The organism is Limnohabitans sp., from assembly GCF_044373035.1.
Lineage (GTDB): Bacteria > Pseudomonadota > Gammaproteobacteria > Burkholderiales > Burkholderiaceae_C > Limnohabitans_A.
The window spans coordinates 1-19,491 of record NZ_JBILQU010000034.1; the positions used below are offsets into that span (position 1 = coordinate 1).

The 19,491-nt window shown below is 59.8% G+C and carries 19 protein-coding genes; 13 read left to right on the plus strand and 6 right to left on the minus strand.

The features are described from left to right. The coding region (locus ACIQ47_RS07120) for an alpha/beta fold hydrolase (protein ID WP_396437502.1) at positions 1-438 on the minus strand (438 nt) is incomplete at its 3' end. A gap of 153 nt (positions 439-591) precedes the next feature. Beyond that, positions 592-1,263: a ribosome biogenesis GTP-binding protein YihA/YsxC gene (yihA, locus tag ACIQ47_RS07125; protein WP_396437503.1), complete on the minus strand. Its 672-nt coding sequence runs from the start codon at positions 1,261-1,263 to the stop codon at positions 592-594. Positions 1,264-1,458: 195 nt separating this feature from the next. Here yihA and ACIQ47_RS07130 point away from each other — a divergent pair, with 195 nt between their 5' ends. The 3 genes from ACIQ47_RS07130 to ccsB all read left to right on the plus strand — a co-directional run bounded on the left by ACIQ47_RS07130 (position 1,459) and on the right by ccsB (position 5,725). Beyond that, positions 1,459-2,091: a c-type cytochrome gene (locus ACIQ47_RS07130; protein WP_396437480.1), complete on the plus strand. Its 633-nt coding sequence runs from the start codon at positions 1,459-1,461 to the stop codon at positions 2,089-2,091. A gap of 200 nt (positions 2,092-2,291) precedes the next feature. After that, complete coding sequence (locus ACIQ47_RS07135) at positions 2,292-4,418, plus strand: cytochrome c biogenesis protein ResB (protein WP_396437481.1); 2,127 nt, start codon at positions 2,292-2,294, stop codon at positions 4,416-4,418. Continuing rightward, a complete protein-coding gene (gene ccsB, locus ACIQ47_RS07140; protein WP_396437482.1) occupies positions 4,415-5,725 on the plus strand; it encodes a c-type cytochrome biogenesis protein CcsB in 1,311 nt (436 codons plus the stop codon). The genes ACIQ47_RS07135 and ccsB overlap by 4 nt, the downstream gene beginning before the upstream one ends. Positions 5,726-5,768: 43 nt before the next feature. Here ccsB and ACIQ47_RS07145 read toward each other — a convergent pair whose 3' ends face one another. Further along, positions 5,769-6,155 carry a response regulator transcription factor gene (locus ACIQ47_RS07145; RefSeq protein ID WP_396437483.1) on the minus strand — a complete coding sequence of 129 codons (387 nt, stop codon included), beginning with the start codon at positions 6,153-6,155 and terminating at the stop codon, positions 5,769-5,771. A 227-nt stretch (positions 6,156-6,382) separates the two neighbouring features. On the opposite strand from ACIQ47_RS07145, the gene msrP reads away from it, so the two are divergent. From msrP to ACIQ47_RS07160, 3 genes are all read left to right on the plus strand, one after another. Beyond that, on the plus strand, positions 6,383-7,378 hold the full coding sequence (gene msrP / locus ACIQ47_RS07150) for a protein-methionine-sulfoxide reductase catalytic subunit MsrP (RefSeq protein ID WP_396437484.1): 996 nt from the start codon (positions 6,383-6,385) through the stop codon (positions 7,376-7,378). Between the two features lie 28 nt (positions 7,379-7,406). Continuing rightward, positions 7,407-8,012 (plus strand): sulfite oxidase heme-binding subunit YedZ, encoded by a 606-nt coding sequence (locus tag ACIQ47_RS07155; RefSeq protein WP_396437485.1) that lies wholly within the window; start codon positions 7,407-7,409, stop codon positions 8,010-8,012. Between the two features lie 175 nt (positions 8,013-8,187). Further along, positions 8,188-9,435 carry a HipA domain-containing protein gene (locus ACIQ47_RS07160; RefSeq protein WP_396429440.1) on the plus strand — a complete coding sequence of 416 codons (1,248 nt, stop codon included), beginning with the start codon at positions 8,188-8,190 and terminating at the stop codon, positions 9,433-9,435. Positions 9,436-9,445: 10 nt separating this feature from the next. Here ACIQ47_RS07160 and lysA read toward each other — a convergent pair whose 3' ends face one another. After that, positions 9,446-10,723: a diaminopimelate decarboxylase gene (lysA, locus tag ACIQ47_RS07165; RefSeq protein ID WP_396437486.1), complete on the minus strand. Its 1,278-nt coding sequence runs from the start codon at positions 10,721-10,723 to the stop codon at positions 9,446-9,448. Positions 10,724-10,800: 77 nt separating this feature from the next. Continuing rightward, a complete protein-coding gene (locus ACIQ47_RS07170; protein WP_396437487.1) occupies positions 10,801-11,043 on the minus strand; it encodes a lipoprotein in 243 nt (80 codons plus the stop codon). Between the two features lie 12 nt (positions 11,044-11,055). Between ACIQ47_RS07170 and cyaY the strand changes: the two genes are divergently transcribed. Next, the gene (gene cyaY / locus ACIQ47_RS07175; protein ID WP_396437488.1) at positions 11,056-11,385 is read left to right on the plus strand and encodes an iron donor protein CyaY; all 330 of its coding nucleotides are present in this window, start codon (positions 11,056-11,058) and stop codon (positions 11,383-11,385) included. Between the two features lie 51 nt (positions 11,386-11,436). Here the strand turns inward: cyaY and ACIQ47_RS07180 are convergent, their stop codons facing one another. Then, positions 11,437-13,827 (minus strand): penicillin-binding protein 1A, encoded by a 2,391-nt coding sequence (locus tag ACIQ47_RS07180; protein ID WP_396437489.1) that lies wholly within the window; start codon positions 13,825-13,827, stop codon positions 11,437-11,439. Positions 13,828-14,012: 185 nt separating this feature from the next. Between ACIQ47_RS07180 and ACIQ47_RS07185 the strand changes: the two genes are divergently transcribed. From ACIQ47_RS07185 to ACIQ47_RS07210, 6 genes are all read left to right on the plus strand, one after another. Continuing rightward, complete coding sequence (locus tag ACIQ47_RS07185) at positions 14,013-14,747, plus strand: hypothetical protein (protein ID WP_396437490.1); 735 nt, start codon at positions 14,013-14,015, stop codon at positions 14,745-14,747. A 2-nt stretch (positions 14,748-14,749) separates the two neighbouring features. Continuing rightward, positions 14,750-15,385: a hypothetical protein gene (locus ACIQ47_RS07190; protein ID WP_396437491.1), complete on the plus strand. Its 636-nt coding sequence runs from the start codon at positions 14,750-14,752 to the stop codon at positions 15,383-15,385. Next, complete coding sequence (locus ACIQ47_RS07195) at positions 15,382-16,464, plus strand: hypothetical protein (protein WP_396437492.1); 1,083 nt, start codon at positions 15,382-15,384, stop codon at positions 16,462-16,464. The genes ACIQ47_RS07190 and ACIQ47_RS07195 overlap by 4 nt, the downstream gene beginning before the upstream one ends. A 74-nt stretch (positions 16,465-16,538) precedes the next feature. Beyond that, entirely contained in the window at positions 16,539-17,921 is a 1,383-nt protein-coding gene (locus tag ACIQ47_RS07200) for a type IV pilus secretin PilQ (RefSeq protein ID WP_396437493.1), read from the plus strand. A 143-nt stretch (positions 17,922-18,064) separates the two neighbouring features. After that, a complete protein-coding gene (locus ACIQ47_RS07205; protein WP_396437494.1) occupies positions 18,065-18,604 on the plus strand; it encodes a shikimate kinase in 540 nt (179 codons plus the stop codon). A 127-nt stretch (positions 18,605-18,731) separates the two neighbouring features. Further along, entirely contained in the window at positions 18,732-19,478 is a 747-nt protein-coding gene (locus ACIQ47_RS07210) for a TetR/AcrR family transcriptional regulator (RefSeq protein WP_396437495.1), read from the plus strand. Positions 19,479-19,491: the final 13 nt, after the last annotated feature.

Below are 19,491 nucleotides of genomic sequence, written 5' to 3' on the forward strand. Positions count from 1 at the left end.
GCGTTCAAAGTCTTGGGCGGCCAGTTTCGCGGCCGCATCGGGCTGCACCAGAAAGTTCATGTAAGCGCTGGCCGCTTGTTGCGCCGGGTCATTTTGCAAGGCTTTGAGGAAAGGGCCGGGGTGGGGCGAGTTGATGATGACCAGTTGGCACAACCGTTCGGGGTGCTGGTTGGCCAGGTTCCAGGCCACTGCACCCCCCCAGTCGTGGGCGACCAATGCTGCCAGCGGGGCATGGCCCGATTCCAGGCCAATCAGGGCCACGATGTCCTGCACCAGGTGCTTGGCCCGGTAAGCCTTGACATCGTCTGGGGCGCTGGAGCGTTCATAGCCGCGCAGGTTGGGGGCTACGCAGCGGTAGCCGCCGTTTTCGGGTTTGGAAAAGTGGACCAGCAAAGGGTCCCAAACCCAGGCGGCTTCCGGAAAGCCATGCAGAAACATCAGCACGGGACGGCCCTGATCGCCGCAGGCGCGGCAGCTCAGGGTGATGCCGTGGGTCAGGTCCTGCTGCCAGGTCTGAATGTTGGTGGGGGATGTGGACACGGGGGGCACTCCTTGAGAGGCGGCGATCCTGTTGCTGTCAAAGGCTGGGGCTCACTCGTCCAGGGCTTCGGGTTCTTCTTCAGGTGGCTCGTTGGGCACCGGGTCCTGCGCTGCACCTTCGGCCGGGTGAGTCCAGTCCCACAGCAGTTGCGCCACCTCGTCAACACCTTGTTTTTTCAGGGCTGAAAAAAGTTTGACTTCACCGCCACCAGCCTGCAGTCGCGCAATCGACAAGGCCTTGGCTTGTTCGGCGCGGGTGAGTTTGTCGGCCTTGGTCAAGATGATCAGGAACTTCAGGCCTTCCTCAACACGCGGACGGATCACTTCCAGCAGGATGTCGTCAAGTTCGGTCAGGCCATGGCGCGGATCGCACATCATGACGATGCCTTTGAGATTTTCGCGGCTGACCAAATAGTTGGCCATGACTTGCTGCCAACGCAACTTGTCCATCTTGGCCACAGCGGCATAACCGTAACCGGGCAAATCGGCCAGCACGGTGTCGGTGATGCCTTGTTTGCCTAAAGCGAACAGGTTGATGTGCTGGGTTCGGCCGGGTTTTTTGGAGGCAAAAGCGAGCTGTTTTTTTTGCGTCAGGGTGTTGATGCAGGTGGACTTGCCCGCGTTGGAGCGGCCCACAAAGGCGATTTCGGGCGTGTCCATCTCGGGCAGGTGGTGCAGTTGCGCGGCGGTGGTCAAAAAACGGGCGGTGTGCATCCAGCCCATGGGCGTGACAGCTGCGGGGTTGTTGCGCACCGCCGAAACCACGGCCGGACTGGCTTTGGTGGCTTTGGGGGGGCTGGCAGGAACGCGAACATGGGGGCGGGAGCTCATAAATCAGGGATACCTTGGGTCGTCAGGAAACTGACGCAGACCTCATTGTAGAATCTTGGGGTTTTGCGCCAACTCTTGGATCACGCCATGAAGTCGATTTTCTCTCTCTTGACCACCGCCCTGTCAGCCGCTTTGGTGGCCGGTTCTGCCTTGGCTGCCGGCCCTGCGCCGCAAGCCGCCAAACCCGACCTTGCCAAAGGCGAAGCCATTTTTAGCCAAGCTTGTATGGCTTGCCATGCCGCAGACGGCAACTCCACCACGCCAGCCAACCCCAAGTTGGCCCAGCAACACCCAGAGTATTTGCTCAAACAATTGCAAGAGTACAAATCGGGCAAACGTGCCAACGCCGTCATGAGCGGCATGGTCGCTGCTCTGAGCCCTGAAGACATGCGCAACATCGCTTTTTGGCTGGCCTCCAAGCAAGCCAAACCCGGCTTTGCCAACGCCAAAGAGACCGTGGCCTGGGGCGAGCGCATTTACCGCGGTGGCATCCCTGACCGCCAAATCGCCGCTTGCGCGAGCTGCCATTCACCCAATGGTGCGGGTATGCCTTCGCAGTACCCACGGTTGTCGGGTCAGCACGCTGACTACACCGCTGGCCAATTGGTGATGTTCCGTGAAGGTGTGCGCAAGAACAACCTGCAAATGACGCAGGTCGCCGCCAAAATGAACGACCGTGAAATCAAGGCGGTGTCGGACTACATCGCGGGTCTGCGCTGATTATTTGACCGGGTGATGACCTGGGCACGTGTCCGTATTGCCCTGTGAACCTCAGGGGGTTTCAAGACCACGGGCAGGGCTCTCGGTCATAATTAAGAATCGGCTGATATGACACGCACCAAGGCCGGTTTTCCGGCCTTGAACGTTTCTGGCGGGCCCTGTCCCGCCATTTCTTTGCTGGCTTCTTTTTTGAATACCCCATGACGATTGTTGCAACCAGCCCTGAATCCGAGCGCAGCTCGCCCCGAGGGCAGGCCGTGATCGAGTTGCTGGCGTCGATGCGGTTTGCCATTTCCTTGCTGACGATCATTTGCATCGCCTCGGTGATCGGCACGGTGCTCAAGCAAAACGAGCCGACCAACAACTACATCAACCAGTTCGGGCCGTTTTGGGCCGAGTTGTTTGCCACACTCAAGCTCAACAGTGTTTACAGCGCCTGGTGGTTCTTGTTGATTTTGGCGTTCCTGGTGCTCAGCACCAGCCTGTGCATTGCCCGCAACGCGCCCAAGATCCTGGTGGACCTGAAGAATTACAAGGAAAACATCCGCGAGCAAAGTCTCAAAGCCTTTCACCACAAGGCCGAGGGTCATCTGAATGAAGCGCCCGAGGCGGCGGCCAAGCGACTGGGGGCCTTGCTGGCCACGGGAGGCTGGAAGGTCAAGCTGCAAGAGCGGGACACCCCAGCAGGCAAGGGCTGGATGTTGGCGGCCAAGGCGGGTGCGGCCAACAAGATCGGTTACATCGCGGCGCACTCGGCCATTGTGTTGGTGTGTGTGGGGGGCTTGCTCGATGGCGATCTGGCGGTGCGCGCCCAGATGTGGTTTGGCGGTAAGGAAATCTACAACGGCGGTGGCCTGATCGCCGATGTGCCTGCGCAGCACCGCCTGTCCGAGCGCAACCCGGCGTTTCGCGCCAATTTGCTGGTGGCTGAAGACACCGCGTCGGGCACCGCCATCCTGAACCAGTCCAACGGCATCTTGTTACAGGAGCTGCCCTTTGTCATTGAGCTCAAAAAATTCATTGTCGAGTACTACTCGACCGGCATGCCCAAGCTGTTTGCCAGCGACATCGTCATTCACGACAAGGCCACGGGTGAGAAAAAGCAAGCGCGTGTCGAGGTGAACCACCCGGCCAGCTTCAAAGGCATCAACATTTACCAGTCCAGCTTTGACGACGGTGGCTCTCAGGTCACTTTGCAAGCCGTACCCATGGCGGCAGCCACCAAGTCCTTTGAAGTGGAAGGCACCATTGGTGGCAGCACCGACCTGACCAATGGCAACGAAAAAATGAGCCTGGAGTTCACCGGGCTGCGCGTCATCAATGTCGAAAACATGTCGGGTGGCGAAGGTCCCCAAGGCACGGCGGTGGATGTGCGCAAGGTGGATTTGCGCAGCGCCATCGATGAGCGCTTGGGCGCGGGCAACAAAACCACGCAAACCAAAGACCTGCGCAATGTGGGCCCCAGCGTGAGTTACAAGCTGCGCGATGCGGCTGGCCAGGCGCGTGAATACAACAACTACATGTTGCCGGTGGACACGGGCGATGGTGTGCCGGTGTTCTTGCTCGGCATGCGCGAGACGCCCAGTGAGCCGTTTCGCTACTTGCGCCCCCCCGCAGACGAAAACGGCGAGTTGACCGGTTTCATCCGATTGCGTTCTGCCCTGGAAACGCCCGAGCTGCGTGCGCGGGCGGTGCAGCGTTATGCCCGCAAGGCGGTGGACCCCCAACGACCCGAATTGACCCAGCAACTGGCCGATTCAGCTGAGCGCGCTTTGGGTTTGTTTGCAGGCAGAGAAGAGGTCAAGGACCAAAAAGTAGCGGGCCTGCAGGCCTTGGCAGATTTTCTGGAGGCCAACGTGCCCGAGGCCGAGCGCGCCCGTGCAGGCGAGATGTTTGTGCGCATCCTGAACGGTACCTTGCTCGAATTGGACGCCGTGGCGCGCGAGCAAGCCGCAGCCCAACCTTTGCCCGCCGACAAAGTGCAGGGCTTCATGTCACAGTCAGTGCTGGCCCTGTCTGACGCGTCGTTTTACCCCGCGCCCATGACGTTTTTGCTCAAGGATTTCAAGCAGGTGCAAGCCAGCGTGTTCCAGGTGGCCAGAGCGCCTGGCCAGTCCATCGTGTACCTGGGCTGTGCCTTTTTGATCATGGGTATTTTTGCAATGCTGTATGTTCGGGACCGTCGCTTGTGGGTCTGGCTGTCACCTCAGGGCGAGGGTGCCCAAGCGAGCTTGGCCTTGTCGTCCAACCGCAAGACCATGGACGTGGACCGTGAATTTGAACAACTGACCGCCCGTTTGCTGGGCCGCTCCGAGAAAACACCATGACGACTGTGACTTTGAACCCCGGCTATTTTTCGAGCCGCTCGGCCCTGGATTGGGGCTTTGCCTTGCTGGCGCTGTTGGGCACAGTGTTCGCCTTCATCCGCTACCAGCACGCCATGGATGTGTACGAGCAAGGCATTTTGATCGGCACCTTGCCCGCGGTGATCTGGCTGGTCTGGTTCTGGCGGCCGCTGCGCACCCTGGTGCTGGTGGTGACGGGTTTGTCGCTCTTGGCCATCTACCTTTACCAAGGCGATTTGGCGCGGTCCGAGCAGGTGTTTTTGCTCAAGTATTTCCTGTCCAGCCAGTCGGCCATTTTGTGGATGAGCCTGCTGTTTTTCATCAGCACCGTTTTTTATTGGGCGGGCATGTTCATTCGCGGCCAGGGCGATGCCATGGAGTCTTTGGGCTCGCGCATGGCTTGGGTGGCGGTGGGCTTGGCCTTGATCGGCACCTTGGTGCGCTGGTACGAAAGCCACCAGTTGGGCCCGGACATTGGTCACATCCCGGTCAGCAACTTGTATGAAGTTTTCATCATGTTTTGCTGGATGACGGCGGCTTTTTATCTTTACTACGAAGCGCAGTACAAGACCCGTGCTTTGGGTGCGTTTGTCATGTTGGTGGTGAGTGCAGCGGTGGGCTTTTTACTCTGGTACACGCTGGTGCGCGAGGCGCATGCCATTCAGCCCTTGGTGCCTGCCCTCAAGAGCTGGTGGATGAAGATCCATGTGCCGGCCAACTTCATTGGGTATGGCACCTTTGCCCTGGCTGCGATGGTGGCTTTTGCCTACTTGATCAAGCAAACCGCTGGCGAGACACGTTGGTACAAACTGGCCCCCTTGTGGTTGTTGGGCATCGTGTTGTGTTTTGAGCCGGTGGTGTTCCGCCAAACCGCCAATGATCAGACCAGCAGCTACTGGATGGTTTACTTCGGGGTGTCCGCCTTCATCGTGGCGGGCATTTTGTTGGGTCGACGACGCATTGCCGAGCGCCTGCCGTCTTTTGAAATCCTCGACGATGTGATGTACAAATCCATCGCCGTGGGTTTTGCCTTCTTCACCATCGCCACCGTGCTGGGTGCTTTGTGGGCGGCCGAGGCCTGGGGCGGTTATTGGAGCTGGGATCCCAAGGAGACCTGGGCCCTGATTGTCTGGTTGAACTACGCCGCTTGGCTGCACATGCGCCTGATGAAGGGCCTGCGCGGCACCGTGGCGGCTTGGTGGGCCTTGGTGGGCTTGGGCATCACGACCTTTGCGTTTTTGGGCGTGAACATGTTCCTGAGCGGCTTGCACAGCTACGGCACACTGTGAGTTCAGGGGCGAAGCCTCTGCTGACCGCAAAGGTCTTGGCGCCTTAGTCTGACAGCTGGTCGTACAGCGTCAGGCCATGGCTGACTGCGTTGAGCAGGGCCTCGGTTCTGAAGGGCTTCCACAAGAAGGTGACCGCGTTCGATTGCTGCGCAGCCAGGGTTTCATGGGGCAAGCTCTCGCCGCTCATGAAAATCACGGGAATGCGGTTGCCTGCTTTGACCATTTGGGCTTGGAGTTCTACGCCCGTCATTTTGGGCATGCGCACATCGAGCAGCATCACGCGCCGCTCGGTCAAGGGCTCAGCGGCCAGATAAGCATGGGCACCGTCGTGGGTGCGGACTTTGAAGCCTCGGGCCTCCAACACCAGCTGCAACATGCGCCGAATGTCTGGATCGTCATCGACCACTTCGATCAGGGCTGGATTGGACACGGGGCTTTAAAAACAAGGTGAAGGTTCATTTTAACGACAGCTCAAAGGCCATGGCGTGTGGGCATAGCCTTAAAGTGATCGCATATTGGCGACGTCCAATGCCGGTGCTTGTCGGTCCAAAATTGGGCATGGCTTGCCTCTTGTTGCGGGACTTTAGGCCCCTTTGTGCAAAAGTGATTGGGAGCGTTCACAATGAAGCTTAGGCAATTTTCAACCAGGCCCATCACATGATCATCCGCTCTTCTTCATCGGGTTTTTTGCACCCTGTGTCCAGCGACATCACCCCCCAGGCGGCTTACCAATCCCGCCGCGACCTCATGCGACAGCTCGCCGCGGGCTCGGCGGGCCTGGCTTTGGCGGGCTGGGGGTTGCGCGACGCCCAGGCTCAAATGGCCCGGCCCGGCCAGCTGCCACCCCTGGCCTCGGTGCCCACCAAGATGGCGGGTGCCATGGTTTTGGACAAGCTCACGCCCTACAAAGATGCCGCCACGTACAACAATTTTTACGAGTTCGGCACCGACAAGGCCGACCCGGCCAAGCGTGCCCACACACTCGTGACCGATCCCTGGAGCGTGGAGATCGAGGGCTTGGTGAAGAAGCCCGCCCGCGTGAACTTGGAAGACCTGCTGAAGTGGGGTGCCATGGAAGAGCGCATCTACCGCCTGCGCTGCGTGGAAGGCTGGTCGATGGTGATTCCCTGGATCGGTTATTCGCTGGCCGATCTGATCCGGCGCGTGGAGCCCCTGCCGGGTGCCAAGTTTGTGGAGTTCGTGACCCAGGCCGACCCCAAAACCATGCCGGGGCTGCGCTCGGGTGTGATCGATTGGCCCTATCTCGAAGGCTTGCGCATGGACGAGGCCATGCACCCCCTGACCTTGCTGGCCTTTGGCATGTATGGCGAGGTGATGCCCAAGCAAAACGGCGCGCCCCTGCGCTTGGTGGTGCCCTGGAAGTATGGCTTCAAGAGCGGCAAGAGTCTGGTCAAGATCCGTTTCACCGACAAGCAACCGGTGATCTCGTGGGAAAAGTCTGCACCTCAAGAATACGGTTTTTACTCCAATGTGAACCCGAATGTGGACCACCCGCGCTGGAGCCAGGCCACCGAGCGGCGCATTGGCGAAGACGGTTTGCTGGCCAAAAAACGCAAGACGCTCATGTTCAACGGCTACGAGACACAGGTCGGCCAGCTTTATGCCGGCATGGACCTGAAGAAATTCTTCTGATGCCGCTGCGGGTCAACGTCTTGAGGGCATGAGGGCGGCGCTGCGTCATCCCGCCGCTTGGTGGGCATTGCTGGTGCTGGGCTGCATGCCCTGTGCTTGGTTGCTGGCGCAAACCCTGCAGGACCAGCTGGGGCCCAACCCGGCAGAGGCCCTGATCCGCGCTACGGGCGATTGGACGCTGCGCAGCCTGTGCGTGGTGCTGGCCGTGAGCCCTTTGCGCGAACTGCTGGGCTGGCCCGAGCTGTTGCGGTTTCGGCGCATGCTGGGTTTGCTGGTGTTTGGTTATGCCAGTTTGCACTTGCTGTGCTACGCCTGGTTTGACATGGGCTTTGACCTGGCCGACACGCTGCAAGATCTCCTCAAGCGCCCCTTCATCTGGTTGGGTTTCAGTGCCTTTGTGATCTTGCTGGCGCTGGCCGCCACCTCGTTCAATCGGGCCGTACGCTGGCTGGGCGGCAAGCGCTGGCAACTGCTGCACCGGGGTGTTTATGCGGTGGCCGTGTTGGCCGTGCTGCATTTTTGGTGGATGCGCGCGGGCAAGCAGGACTTTGACGAGGTGCTGGTTTATGCGGGCATCTTGGCGGGTTTGCTGGGCTGGCGCGTGAAGCGGGTTTGGACGCAACGCGCCCACTAAACTTTTATCTATTAATTAATTTCAGTAAATATCCAATAAAGTCGTTTAACGATAGTCACTTGGGATAAAGTATCTATCCATGATGGATGCTGGTAAATCACTTCAAATCACTCTTCGGCAGTTACTGGCGCAGTCGCCAGAACTGACCGCCGCCCAGTTGCAGTCAGCAACTGGCATGAGCCAGCCCAGCATTTCATTGGCGCTCAAGGCCATGGGGCTCGGGCAGTCAGCGGGTGGCGTGGCCCGCCTGGGTGCAGCGCGCAGCACGCGCTATGCATTGACAAAAAATATACAAGGATTGCCAGCCCGGCACAGTTTGCTGTGCGATGGGGCGGATGGTGTGCCCCGTCACTTTGGTGAGCTGACTTATCTGAGCGGCAACCGCGTGCATGTGCGCAGCGGCAAGCAGGAGTGGTTGTCTCACGCGGCCTTGCCTTGGTTTTTGACGCCTCTGCAGCCCCAAGGTTTTTTGGGGCGACAACTGGCCCGTTTGCGTCCGGATTTTCCTGCAGATCCTGAGCGTTGGTCACTGGAGCAAGTGCTGTATTTCACGGTCAACCATGTGCGTGAGGCCAGTGGTGCTTTTGCCATAGAAGGGCCTGCAGGGGTCGCACACGTCGCTGTTTGTGATGTTGCACAAAGCCTGGCGCAGACGTTTGATCGGTTGGCTGCTCAAGTGGGAACCAGCTTGCCAGCGGGTTCATCCGCAGGGGGGGAGCAACCGAAATTTTTGTGGCGTGAACCCGATGGTCTTCGCTGGCTTGTCAAATTCAGCCCACCTCGCGGTACGCCGTTTGGTGAGCGATGGCATGCTTTGTTGCATCTGGAAAAACTGGCCCTCGATGTGCTACGCGAAAACGGCATGACCAGTGCCGAGACCCGCATTGTCGAGAGCGCGACGCGCACTTTTTTGTTGTCTCGGCGTTTTGATCGGACTGCAGAATTTGGCTACCGCCACTTGGTGGCTGCCTCAGCCGTGCACGAGCATTTCGTCCAAACTCCGCGTCAGCACTGGGTGGGCACTTGCCGGGCGTTGCATGACATGAACTTGTTGCCTTCGGGCGACCTGAGCACTGCGACCCAAGCCTATGTGTTTGGGCAATTCATTGGCAACACCGACATGCACTTTGGTAATTTGTCTTTTTTTGTTCAAGACGTGATGCGCCCACGATTTGAATTGGCACCGATTTACGACATGTTGCCCATGATGTGGCGGCCCAGCATCCACAGCGGCAGCTTGGATGCAGAGCCTTTGAGAGCACCTCATGCCTTGGCTGTTGACCCGGCTTTGACCGATGCGGCGCGCGATTGGGCGGTGGCTTATTGGGAGCGAGCCGCTGCGATGCGCACATTGGGGCAGTCCATGCAGACCGTCTGCGCCCTCAACGCCCAGCGTTTGAAATCGCGTTTTGCGGGTTTGTGAAGGCGCAGCCTCAGACCAACTGCTCCAGAGCAAAAGTGTCAAACGCCGACTCGCGTTGGCGAATCAGGTGGGCCTTTGTGCCATCCACCAGAATTTCGGCTGCACGGCCTCGGGTGTTGTAGTTGCTGGCCATGCTCATGCAGTAAGCGCCTGCCGACAACACGGCGAGCACGTCACCCGCTGCGACCCGCAGCTGACGGTCGCGGCCGATCCAGTCGCCGCTCTCGCACACCGGGCCGACCACGTCGTACACGACACCATCGCCTGAGCGGGGTTGCACGGGCACGATCTGGTGAAAGGCTTGGTACATGGCCGGGCGGGGCAGGTCGTTCATGGCGGCGTCGATGATGCAGAAATTCTTTTGCTCGCCGGGTTTGAGGTACAGCACCTCGGTCAGGCACACGCCCGCGTTGCCCACGAGCGAGCGACCCGGTTCAATCATGAGCTGGCGCTGGCCGTAGCCACGGGCATCGAGTTTGGCCAGCAGTTGTGCCCACAGCGCATCGGCTTCGGGCGGTGTGTCGCCGTTGTAATTGATGCCCAGACCGCCGCCAAAGTCGATGTGGTGGATCGGAATGCCCGCTGACTCGACCTCGGCCACCAGGTCCAGCACGCGGTCCATGGCGTCCAGATAGGGCGTACTGTCGGTGATTTGCGAGCCGATGTGGCAGTCGATGCCCACCACTTTCAAGCCCGGCAGGCTGGCGGCGTGGCGGTAGGCGCGCAGTGCTTCTTCATGGGCGATGCCGAATTTGTTGCCCTTGAGGCCGGTCGAAATGTAGGGGTGCGTCTTGGGGTCCACATTGGGGTTCACGCGCAGGCTGACCGGGGCTTGTTTGCCCAGACTCACGGCCACCTCGCTCAGCACATCGAGTTCGGCTTCGCTTTCCACATTGAAGCAAGCAATGCCCACTTGCAGCGCTTGTTTCATTTCAGCGCGAGTCTTGCCTACACCCGAAAAAATCACTTTGGCTGGGTCGCCGCCTGCGGCCAGCACGCGGGCCAGTTCACCCCCCGAGACGATGTCAAAGCCGCAACCGGCCTCGGCAAACACTTGCAGGATGGCCAGGCTGGAGTTGGCCTTCATGGCGTAGCAAATTTGCGCCGGGCGGCCGGCAAAGCCGCGCTGGTAGGCGGCCAGGGCCGAGAGCATGGCGGCTTTGGAGTACACAAACAAGGGCGTGCCGTGTTCGCGGGCCAGTTGGGACAGCACCACGCCCTCCACATGCAGTTGGTCGCCCACATAGGCGATGTGGGGTTGTCCGGGGAGTGGGGTGTGAGAGGTCATGGGTTAAGAAGGCTCGGGGTAAAAAGGGATGTCAAGTAGGCAGGTGTCAACGGGGCTTGAGCTTGGGTCTGTGTTCGTTATCGAGGCGTTGCAGCCGGAATCGGTTGCGGTGTGGTGGCTTGGCCAGAGGGTGCAGGAGCGCTTGACGAGGCCTTGGGGGGCGAGTGCAGTGGGTTCAGTGTTTGGGGCAAGGTGGCGCGCCCGGCCGAAGCCGGCGTGGTGGGCAGGACCAGGGGGCCTCGTTGACCGCAAGCGCTCAATACGGCCGCACCGCCAACAAGGGCATGCAGCATGACTAGAATCTTCATCACCTTCAACATGCTGCGATTGTAATGACCGACCTTGAATTTCTGGACCAAGCTGAACGCCTGCTGACGGGCGTAGAGATCAGCTGCGATCGTCTGAACGACGACACCGATGCCGACGTAGACAACCAAAGGGTGGGCGGCATGGTCACTTTGACTTTCCCCAACCGCAGCCAGATCGTGATCAATTTGCAAAAGCCCCTGCACGAAGTGTGGCTGGCGGCCCGCTGCGGCGGCTTTCATTACAAGTTTGACGGCGCGCACTGGCAAGACACCAAGGGCCAGGGGGAGTTTTGGCAGAGCCTGACGCGCTTCGCTTCGGAACAATCAGGACAAAGCTTGACGTTCAGTCCATGAGCGATTGGGCCAGTGGCATCGTGCGTCAGGCCTCCAGGGGCTTTAAGGGCTTCAATTTCTGAACAGATCCAGTATCCGCTTGCGTTCTTCTTGCGGCTGCACGGCGTCTGCCTGGCCACTGGTGTCGTTGTTGCCGCCCAGTGCAGAAATGCCGTTGTTGCCTGAAAACTCCGAATAAAACCATTCGCCCCCGATTTGGACCAAGCCCTCTGCCGGCTTGGGCTCAGTGATGGGCAGGTTCCGCAAGGCGGTTTCCATGTACTTGATCCAAACAGGCAAGCTCAGGCCGCCCCCCGTCTCACGGTCGCCGAGTTTGCGCGGTGTGTCGTAACCGATCCAGACCACGGCGGCAAGTTGCGGGTGGTAACCCGCAAACCAAGCGTCCATGGCATCGTTGGTGGTGCCGGTTTTGCCGTAAATGTCCGGCCGTTTGAGTGTCGCTTGTGCACGGGCGGCCGTGCCGGAGCGGGTCACTTCCTGCATCAGGTTGGTCATGACAAAAGCGTTGCGTTGGGGTATTGCGCGTATTGACGTTTCATCGATTTCAGGGGCAGGGCTGTCGACCAGCAAGCGGTCCTTGTAGTCGGTGATGCGGTTGATCAAGTGGGGGCTGACTCGGTAGCCACCGTTGGCAAATACCGAATAACCCGTGGCCATTTGCATGACCGTGACCGAGCCTGCGCCCAAGGCCATGGTCAGGTAGGGCGGGTGTTTGTCCGCGTCAAAGCCAAAGCGGGTGACCCACTCTTGGGCCGGGCGGGTGCCCACCGATTGCAGCACGCGAATGGAGACCATGTTCTTGGACTTGGCCAAACCGGTGCGCAGGCTCATGGGGCCATCAAATTTGCCGTCGTAGTTTTTGGGCTCCCACGGCTGGCCGCCCGTCACACCGCCATCAAAAAACAAGGGCGCATCGTTGACCATGGTCGCAGGTGAGATGCCTTTTTCCAGGGCTGCTGAGTAGATGAAGGGCTTGAAGCTGGAGCCAGGCTGGCGCCACGCCTGTGTGACATGGTTGAACTTGTTCTTGGCATAGTCAAAGCCGCCGACCAGGGCCCGGATGGCGCCTGTTTGCGGCGTCAAGGCGACAAAAGCACCCTCGACTTCTGGCAATTGGGTGAGCTCCCACTGGCCCTTGGGCAGTTGAACAATGCGGACCACAGCACCTTTGCGTAGGCGTTTGGCCTCTGGTGCTTTGTCTGACAGGCCTGATTGCACTGGCAAGAGGCCGTCGCCAGTGATGGTGATTTGTTCGCTGTTTTGTCGGACCACCACGACTTTTTTAGGGGATGCCTCCAGCACCACCGCGGACACCACATCGCCGTTGTCCGGGTGATCTTCCAGGGTCTCGTCAATCAGGTCTTCGGCCAGTTTGGGGTCATTGGGCAGGTTGATGAATTTTTCAGGTCCACGGTAAACCTGGCGGCGCTCAAAATCCATCAAACCCTGGCGCAACGCCTGGTAGGCCGCCATTTGGTCCTGTGACTGGATGGTGGTGTAAACGTTCAACCCACGGGTATAGGTGTCCTGGCCATATTGAGCGAACACCATTTGCCTGACGGTTTCTGCGACAAATTCGGCGTGCAGGGTTTTTTTGTTGCCTGATGACTTCAAAGCCAACGGCTCGGCTTTGGCTTGAGCAGCTTGCCTGGCGGTGATGTAGCCGTTTTCTTCCATGCGCTCGATGATGTAGAGCTGGCGTGAGCGGGCGCGTTTGGGGTTGGCGATGGGGTTGAAGGCCGAGGGCGCTTTGGGCAGACCGGCGAGCATGGCCGCTTCGGCAATGGTGATGTTTTTCAATGACTTACCAAAGTAGGTCTCTGCTGCCGAGGCAAAACCATAGGCCCGGTTGCCCAGGAAGATCTGGTTCATGTAGATCTCCAGAATCTGGTCCTTGGTCAACAGGTGTTCGAGCTTGTAGGTCAGCAGGATTTCGTAAATTTTGCGGGTGTAGGTTTTTTCGGAAGACAGGTAGACATTGCGTGCCACCTGCATGGTGATGGTGGATGCGCCTTGGCTTTTCAAGCGACCGATGTTGGCGAAACCCGCACGCAAAATGCCCAGGTAGTCCACGCCACCATGGTCATAAAAGCGGTTGTCCTCAATGGACAGCACCGCGTCTTTCATGATTTGTGGGATCTCCTGGATGGGCGTGAGGTTGCGGCGCTCTTCACCAAATTCACCCATCAACTGACCATCGGCCGTGAACACGCGCAGGGGCAGTTTGGGCTTGTAGTTGGCCAGATCCGAGATGTCTGGCAAGTTGGGGTAGGCCGTCACCATGGCCACGCCCACGACCATCAGCAAACAAAATAAGCCTGCCGCAAGCAAGCCCAAGGCCCACAAGGCCAGCTTGACTAACCAGGCCCATGCGCTGGAAGCAGGGGGATTGGTTTTTGAGGCTCTTTTAGGGGCGTCCGGAGCAGTGTCTTGTTGGGGCATAGAGCTTGGGGTGGGTGCGGCCAGCGGATTACCGAACGCCTTGCATTATAAAAATCCTGAGGGTGCGCACAGTGGCGGGTCTGTCAATATGAATACTTTGAGTATAAAAATGAGTTGTTCTCCCAGCAAAATCATGTTACAAAACTTGTCAACACAAGCCATCTTAGGCTTGGACAGGGAGGATCATGCCATCTTGGTCGCGGTTTTGGCAGCAACTGGCCAGTCGTCGGGTGCGGCGGGCTTGGGGCTTGGCTTCGGATGGGCAGGACTGGGCCTTGATGGGCTTGTCATTCCACAAAGTGGTGGGTGTTCGGGTGCAAGCGATGGAAAAAATCACACCCACGGGCTCGGATCACGCAGCTTTTGGATTCAGCGACGGCTTGAGGCGGGTGGGCGTGCGTGCGCGCCAGCAGGTTTCGGTGGCCTTGGCGGAAGACAAGGTGATGGCGGGGGTCTTGGAGTTGCCTGCAGAATTGCCCCGCGATGACTGGGCCAGCGAGGTGCAACTGGAGGTGGCGCAGGTGCTGGGCTTGGCGCCCGATGAGGTCAATTTTGATTTTGAAGCCGATCCGGTGAGCCAAGGCTCGCTGACCCGCGTGCATTGGGTGGGTTGCGATCAGGTGCAAATTCTGGCGCTCAGGGACGAGGTGCGTACGGCCGGTTGGCACCTCGACAGCGTCGAGCCCGCTTGGTACGCAGCCCATCGGGCGGTTTGCCACCTCAAAGGTGGGCTGGACAGCCTGCTCACGCAAGCCCCGCAAGACTGGCAATTCGATTTGACGGTGGATGAAGACCTGGGTCAATGGCAAGGGTTGGGCAGGGCCCCTGTGGAATGGAATGTGTTGTTGAAACAGGCCCTGCAATCGGCCGCCGGGCCGCGCCTGGTGGCCTCGGGTCTGGCGCTCAAAGCCTGGCTGTAACGATGGCCTTCAACCTTTTGCAATACCCTGCTTTGGCGAGCCAGCGCCGAAGTTTTCACCGCCGGTGGACCTTCCTGGCCGGTTTGGTGGTGGGTGGCCTGACGGCCTTGTGGTGGATGGCGGGGGTACAGGAACAACGGCTGCATCTTGAGCAAGAACGCGCCTTGCTGCAGTCCCGCATGAAGCAGGTGCAAACCCAGTTGGCGACTGACAAGGCCCTGCAGGCGCAGCACACCACATGGCAGCAGCAAGCCGCACATGTTCAAGCGTTGAAGGCGGAGTTACAGGCCTGGGAGGCCTTGCATCAGGCCTTGTTGCAGGAAGCAGGCCCGGACTCGGTGCAGTTGTTGCGCTTTCAGCTCGAGTCACAAACCCTGGAGTTGCACGGCCAGGCGATCAATTTGCAGCAAATGGCGCAGGCACAAGCGCGCTTGTCTGTGCCACTGGCTGACCCTGCGCGAGACAAAGCCTGGACACTGGTCAGCCTGCTGAATGCGTCGGGTGCAGACAACGCAGCCGCTCGGGCGATGCAAGAGTTTGTCTGGCAAGCCCATTGGCCGCAGTCGGGGCCGGGCCGCGTTGCCGCGGCCTCTGGCATAGACCGGCAACAGGCCGAGCCCGGCAGGGAGCGGCCATGATGCAACCCCGAGCATTGACCTGGCGTGCCTTGGCCCCTCCTTGGCGACTGGGTTGGCCCAGACTGTGGCGCGACCGGTGGCGCTGGTTGGCACGCCGCTGGGCATTTGCACTGGCCGGATTGGGGTTGGGTTTGCTTGGGGTAGGCAGCGGGCAACTCCAAGCCTTGGACGCGTTGTGGGAAAGTGAGGCTCAGGTGCACGACCTGCGGGCGCAACTTCTGGCGCAGCAAAAGCAGACCAGCAATGGGCCAGCAGCCCAGGCGGACTTGAACGCGCCAACGGGCCCGCCACAGGTCATGGCGTGGTGGCCAGTCCAGGGCACGCAGTCCGCAGTTTGGCCAGCACTGGAGCGTTTGTTCGCGCAACACGGCGTGCGTTTGTTGTCTTTGCGACCTGAGCCCGCCAGCCCCATGGGCGCTTGGTCCAGCCAGGCCGTGGCGTTGCGGTTGCAGGCACGCTTTGACGATTGGGTGGCCGTTTGGGCTGCCATGAACACCCGCGGCCCAGTTTGGGGCATTGAGCGTTTGCGCGTCACCCCCCAGGGCGGCGAGGTGGCCATCGAAGCCGTGTTGCGCCTGTGGCTTTCTCCGGCAGCAACGAGCACACCGGGTGGGGGCGCAGCGCTAGCGCCTGGTGCGATGTTTCCCAGTCCTGCCTCAGTTGCGTTGCGCTCCAGGGCAGTTGGTCCTGTCTTTGTGACGACGCCCTCGCCAATCGTGGCTTCTTCGGTGGCGGCCCTGAATTTCAAGGACGAGGACCCGGTGTCCTCGCAAACCGGGGCTGACTTGCAGTCGCGGACCTCAGCGCAAGAGAACCGGGCTTCGGTTTTGCAAACTGCGCTGTTTTCGCCTGACCCTGCCGATTGGCCCTTGGAGCAAGTTCGTCTGGCGGGCATTTGGCAGCATGCGCAGGACGCGCAGCTTATTTTGATGGCTGGACCCCATTGGGTGTCTGCCCGGGTGGGCCAACGCATCGGCACGCAAGGCCATGTGGTGCAGAGCATTCACGCCCGGGAGGTCCATTTGCGCTCTGCGCAAGGTCCGGTGCAGGTGATCGGTTTGGAAAAGGCAACGCGATGAGATCCAGTTCACTTCTTTTCAGCGCTTGCAAAAACCCGGTGTGGCTTGCCGCACAGTGTTGTTTGAGCTTTTGTGTGGCGTCTGTTGTGGAGGCGCAAACCCCTCAGCAGGCAAGCCCGACGATTTGGAGTGAACCTCCAGCTTTCAAGAGTGCCATCGCTCCAGGTTCCGCCGATGATCTTCGGCCCATCAGTCTGAACTTTCAGAATGTCGAGATCACCACTTTGCTGCAGGTATTTGCCGAGTTCACCGGCTTGAACTTGGTGGCTACCGACAGCGTGAAGGGCCAGGTGACGGTTCGGCTGACCAATGTGCCTTGGCCACAAGCCCTGACAATTGTGTTGCAGTCCAAGGGACTGGCTTCTCGCCAGGATGGGCGAGTGCTGTGGGTGGCTCCGCAGGGCGAATGGGCTCAGCGAGAAAAAATGCAACTTGAAGCCCAAGCCGCGCTGGAGTCCGTGAGCCCGGTGCAGACGATGAGCATGCGTCTGCAATATGCCCGGGCCACGGATGTCGCTCAGCGCTTGCAAGGGGCTGGATCGGGTGGTGGGGGCCGCTGGCTCAGCAGTCGGGGCAGTGTGCTGGCCGAGCCGCGCACCAACCAGCTGTTCGTCTCAGACCTGCCCCAGCGTCTGTTCGAGGTGCAAAAACTGTTGGTCCAGCTGGACATTCCCGTGCGCCAGGTGCTGATTGAGGCCCGTATTGTCGAGGCCGATGACCAGTTCGGACAATCGCTGGGCGTGCGTTTGGGGGCGGGCTTTGCAGTGCCCTTGCGTGTGAACCAACGGGCCAACACACTGGCTTTGGGGGCGGGCAATGCCGAGACAGGCGCAGGGGTGGTGACCGGCAACCAGGTCAAGTTGCCTGCCGGCTCGGCTGGGCAGACATTGAACACGCCTGCCAGTTTTGCGGTGTCCTTGTTCAACGCGGCGGCCGATCGGTTCATCAACGTGGAAATTTCTGCACTGGAAGCCGATGGCCGAGGCAAGGTGGTCTCGCGCCCCCGGGTGGTCACAGCCGACCAAACCAAGGCCTTGATCGAGCAAGGAACCGAATTGCCTTACCAGACCGCATCGGCCAGTGGCGCGACTTCGATCACTTTTCGCAAGGCCAACCTGAAATTGGAGGTGACGCCGCAAATCACCCCCGACGGCTCGGTGGTGCTGGAAGTGGACGTTAACCGCGACAGTGTGGGCCAGATCACCCCGGCTGGTTTTGCCATCAACACCAAGCACGTCAAGACCCAAGTGCGGGTGGAGGACGGCGGCACCGTGGTGCTGGGCGGTATATACGAAGAGACCGACCGCAACAACGAAGCCAAGGTGCCGGGTCTAGGGGATGTACCGGGCTTGGGCTGGTTGTTCAAGAACCGCGACCAGGCGCAGCGCAAAAGCGAGTTGCTGATTTTTTTGACGCCTCGCGTCATGGCCGATGGTCCGGCCGCAGTGCCGCCCTGAGGTCAGTGGAGCCTCTGTCTGTGGCTGTTCGTGGGGCAGCTCGGTGGCAAGGCCCCCAACCACGTCGAATACACTGGCAGGCCGCGAACCCTAAACCCCAGGCTTGGGGGCTGACGCTGATTTTTTTCTGCAAGAGACTTCCTTTGAGCATCATCTTTGTGGGCCTTCCCGGCTCGGGCAAAACCACCATTGGCCGCCAGTTGGCGCGCCGTCTTGGCCAGCCGTTTGTCGATTCCGACCATGAGATCGAGCACCGCCTGGGCTGCTCGATCCGGGAGTTTTTTGCCCGCGAGGGCGAGGACAGTTTCCGGAATCAGGAGCAGCAGGTGATCGACGAGTTGACGCAAACGCAGCAGGGCGTGATCGCCACGGGGGGCGGTGCCGTTTTGCGCGAAGCCAATCGACGGCATATGCATGAACGTGGCCAGGTGATCTACTTGCGATCCACACCGGAAGATGTATTTCGGCGCGTGCGCCATGACACCGCCCGCCCTTTGCTTCAGGTGGACGACCCGCTCAGCCGTTTGCGCACCTTGTTCGCATCGCGAGATCCGCTGTACCGAGAAGCGGCGCACTTTGTCATCGAAACCGGCCGCCCTTCGGTGGCCATGCTGGTCAACATGATTTGCATGCAGCTGGAGTTGGCGGGACATTTGCCGCTGAAAGATCAGGCTGGGACTTAGCGTTCAGCGTTCAGCGTTCAGCGTTCAACGCTCAACACCCCCCTGTTTACCCTGATGTGAACAGGCGCATGCGTGTGGGTCGCAAAACTGGTGCAGAATAGAACGATCGTTCTTTTTTTGATGCACCATGACCGACACCCCAAACACGCGCAAAACTGAGCTTTCTCCCGCTGCCGAAAATGGCCGCCGTGTGCTGATCAAAGGTCAGCAAACCAAGGCGGCCATCATTGACGCTGCCTTGGGCTTGGCCTCGCAAATTGGTCTGGAAGGTCTGTCGATTGGCGCGGTGGCCGAAGTCACCGGGATGAGCAAATCGGGCGTATTTGCCCACTTCGGCTCGCGCGAAGAGTTGCAGATTTCTGTTATCCGTCAATACCACGACCGATTCGAGTCGGAGGTGTTTTACGCCGCCATGCAAAAGCCCAGAGGTTTGCCGCGCCTGCAGTCCCTGTTTGACAACTGGATGGTGCAGACCTCGGCCGAGATCGATTCCGGCTGCATCTACATCAGCGGCGCGGTCGAGTTTGACGACCGCAGCGGTCCGGTGCGCGACGCGCTGGCCTCCTCGGTGTTCACTTGGCAAACCGCTTTGCGCCGGGCTGTGGAGCTGGCCCAGGACGAGGGCCAACTCAGCCGCGTGTCCGATGCCCATCAGATCGCTTTTGAAATCCATGGCCTGATTTTGGCGCTGCATTACGAGGCCCGCTTTTTGCGCAACCCCAGCGCTGCCGACCGTGCCCGCCAAGGCTTTCAGCACATCCTGGCCCGCTATGCAGGCCCTGGCACACTGGCCGCCACCGCGCCAGATGACGCTCCCCAACCGCCCAAGCTCGTGGCCGTGCCCAAGGCCCGTCGCAAGCCGACCCACGACTGATTTTCCCCACCCA

Coding starts and splice junctions, on each gene's coding strand:
- yihA (WP_396437503.1), bottom strand. CDS start 1,263: ATGGGCTGGATGCACACCGCCCGTTTTTTGACCACCGCCGCGCAACTG.
- ACIQ47_RS07130 (WP_396437480.1), top strand. CDS start 1,459: ATGAAGTCGATTTTCTCTCTCTTGACCACCGCCCTGTCAGCCGCTTTG.
- ACIQ47_RS07135 (WP_396437481.1), top strand. CDS start 2,292: ATGACGATTGTTGCAACCAGCCCTGAATCCGAGCGCAGCTCGCCCCGA.
- ccsB (WP_396437482.1), top strand. CDS start 4,415: ATGACGACTGTGACTTTGAACCCCGGCTATTTTTCGAGCCGCTCGGCC.
- msrP (WP_396437484.1), top strand. CDS start 6,383: ATGATCATCCGCTCTTCTTCATCGGGTTTTTTGCACCCTGTGTCCAGC.
- ACIQ47_RS07155 (WP_396437485.1), top strand. CDS start 7,407: ATGAGGGCGGCGCTGCGTCATCCCGCCGCTTGGTGGGCATTGCTGGTG.
- ACIQ47_RS07160 (WP_396429440.1), top strand. CDS start 8,188: ATGAGCCAGCCCAGCATTTCATTGGCGCTCAAGGCCATGGGGCTCGGG.
- lysA (WP_396437486.1), bottom strand. CDS start 10,723: ATGACCTCTCACACCCCACTCCCCGGACAACCCCACATCGCCTATGTG.
- ACIQ47_RS07170 (WP_396437487.1), bottom strand. CDS start 11,043: ATGTTGAAGGTGATGAAGATTCTAGTCATGCTGCATGCCCTTGTTGGC.
- cyaY (WP_396437488.1), top strand. CDS start 11,056: ATGACCGACCTTGAATTTCTGGACCAAGCTGAACGCCTGCTGACGGGC.
- ACIQ47_RS07180 (WP_396437489.1), bottom strand. CDS start 13,827: ATGCCCCAACAAGACACTGCTCCGGACGCCCCTAAAAGAGCCTCAAAA.
- ACIQ47_RS07185 (WP_396437490.1), top strand. CDS start 14,013: ATGCCATCTTGGTCGCGGTTTTGGCAGCAACTGGCCAGTCGTCGGGTG.
- ACIQ47_RS07190 (WP_396437491.1), top strand. CDS start 14,750: ATGGCCTTCAACCTTTTGCAATACCCTGCTTTGGCGAGCCAGCGCCGA.
- ACIQ47_RS07195 (WP_396437492.1), top strand. CDS start 15,382: ATGATGCAACCCCGAGCATTGACCTGGCGTGCCTTGGCCCCTCCTTGG.
- ACIQ47_RS07210 (WP_396437495.1), top strand. CDS start 18,732: ATGACCGACACCCCAAACACGCGCAAAACTGAGCTTTCTCCCGCTGCC.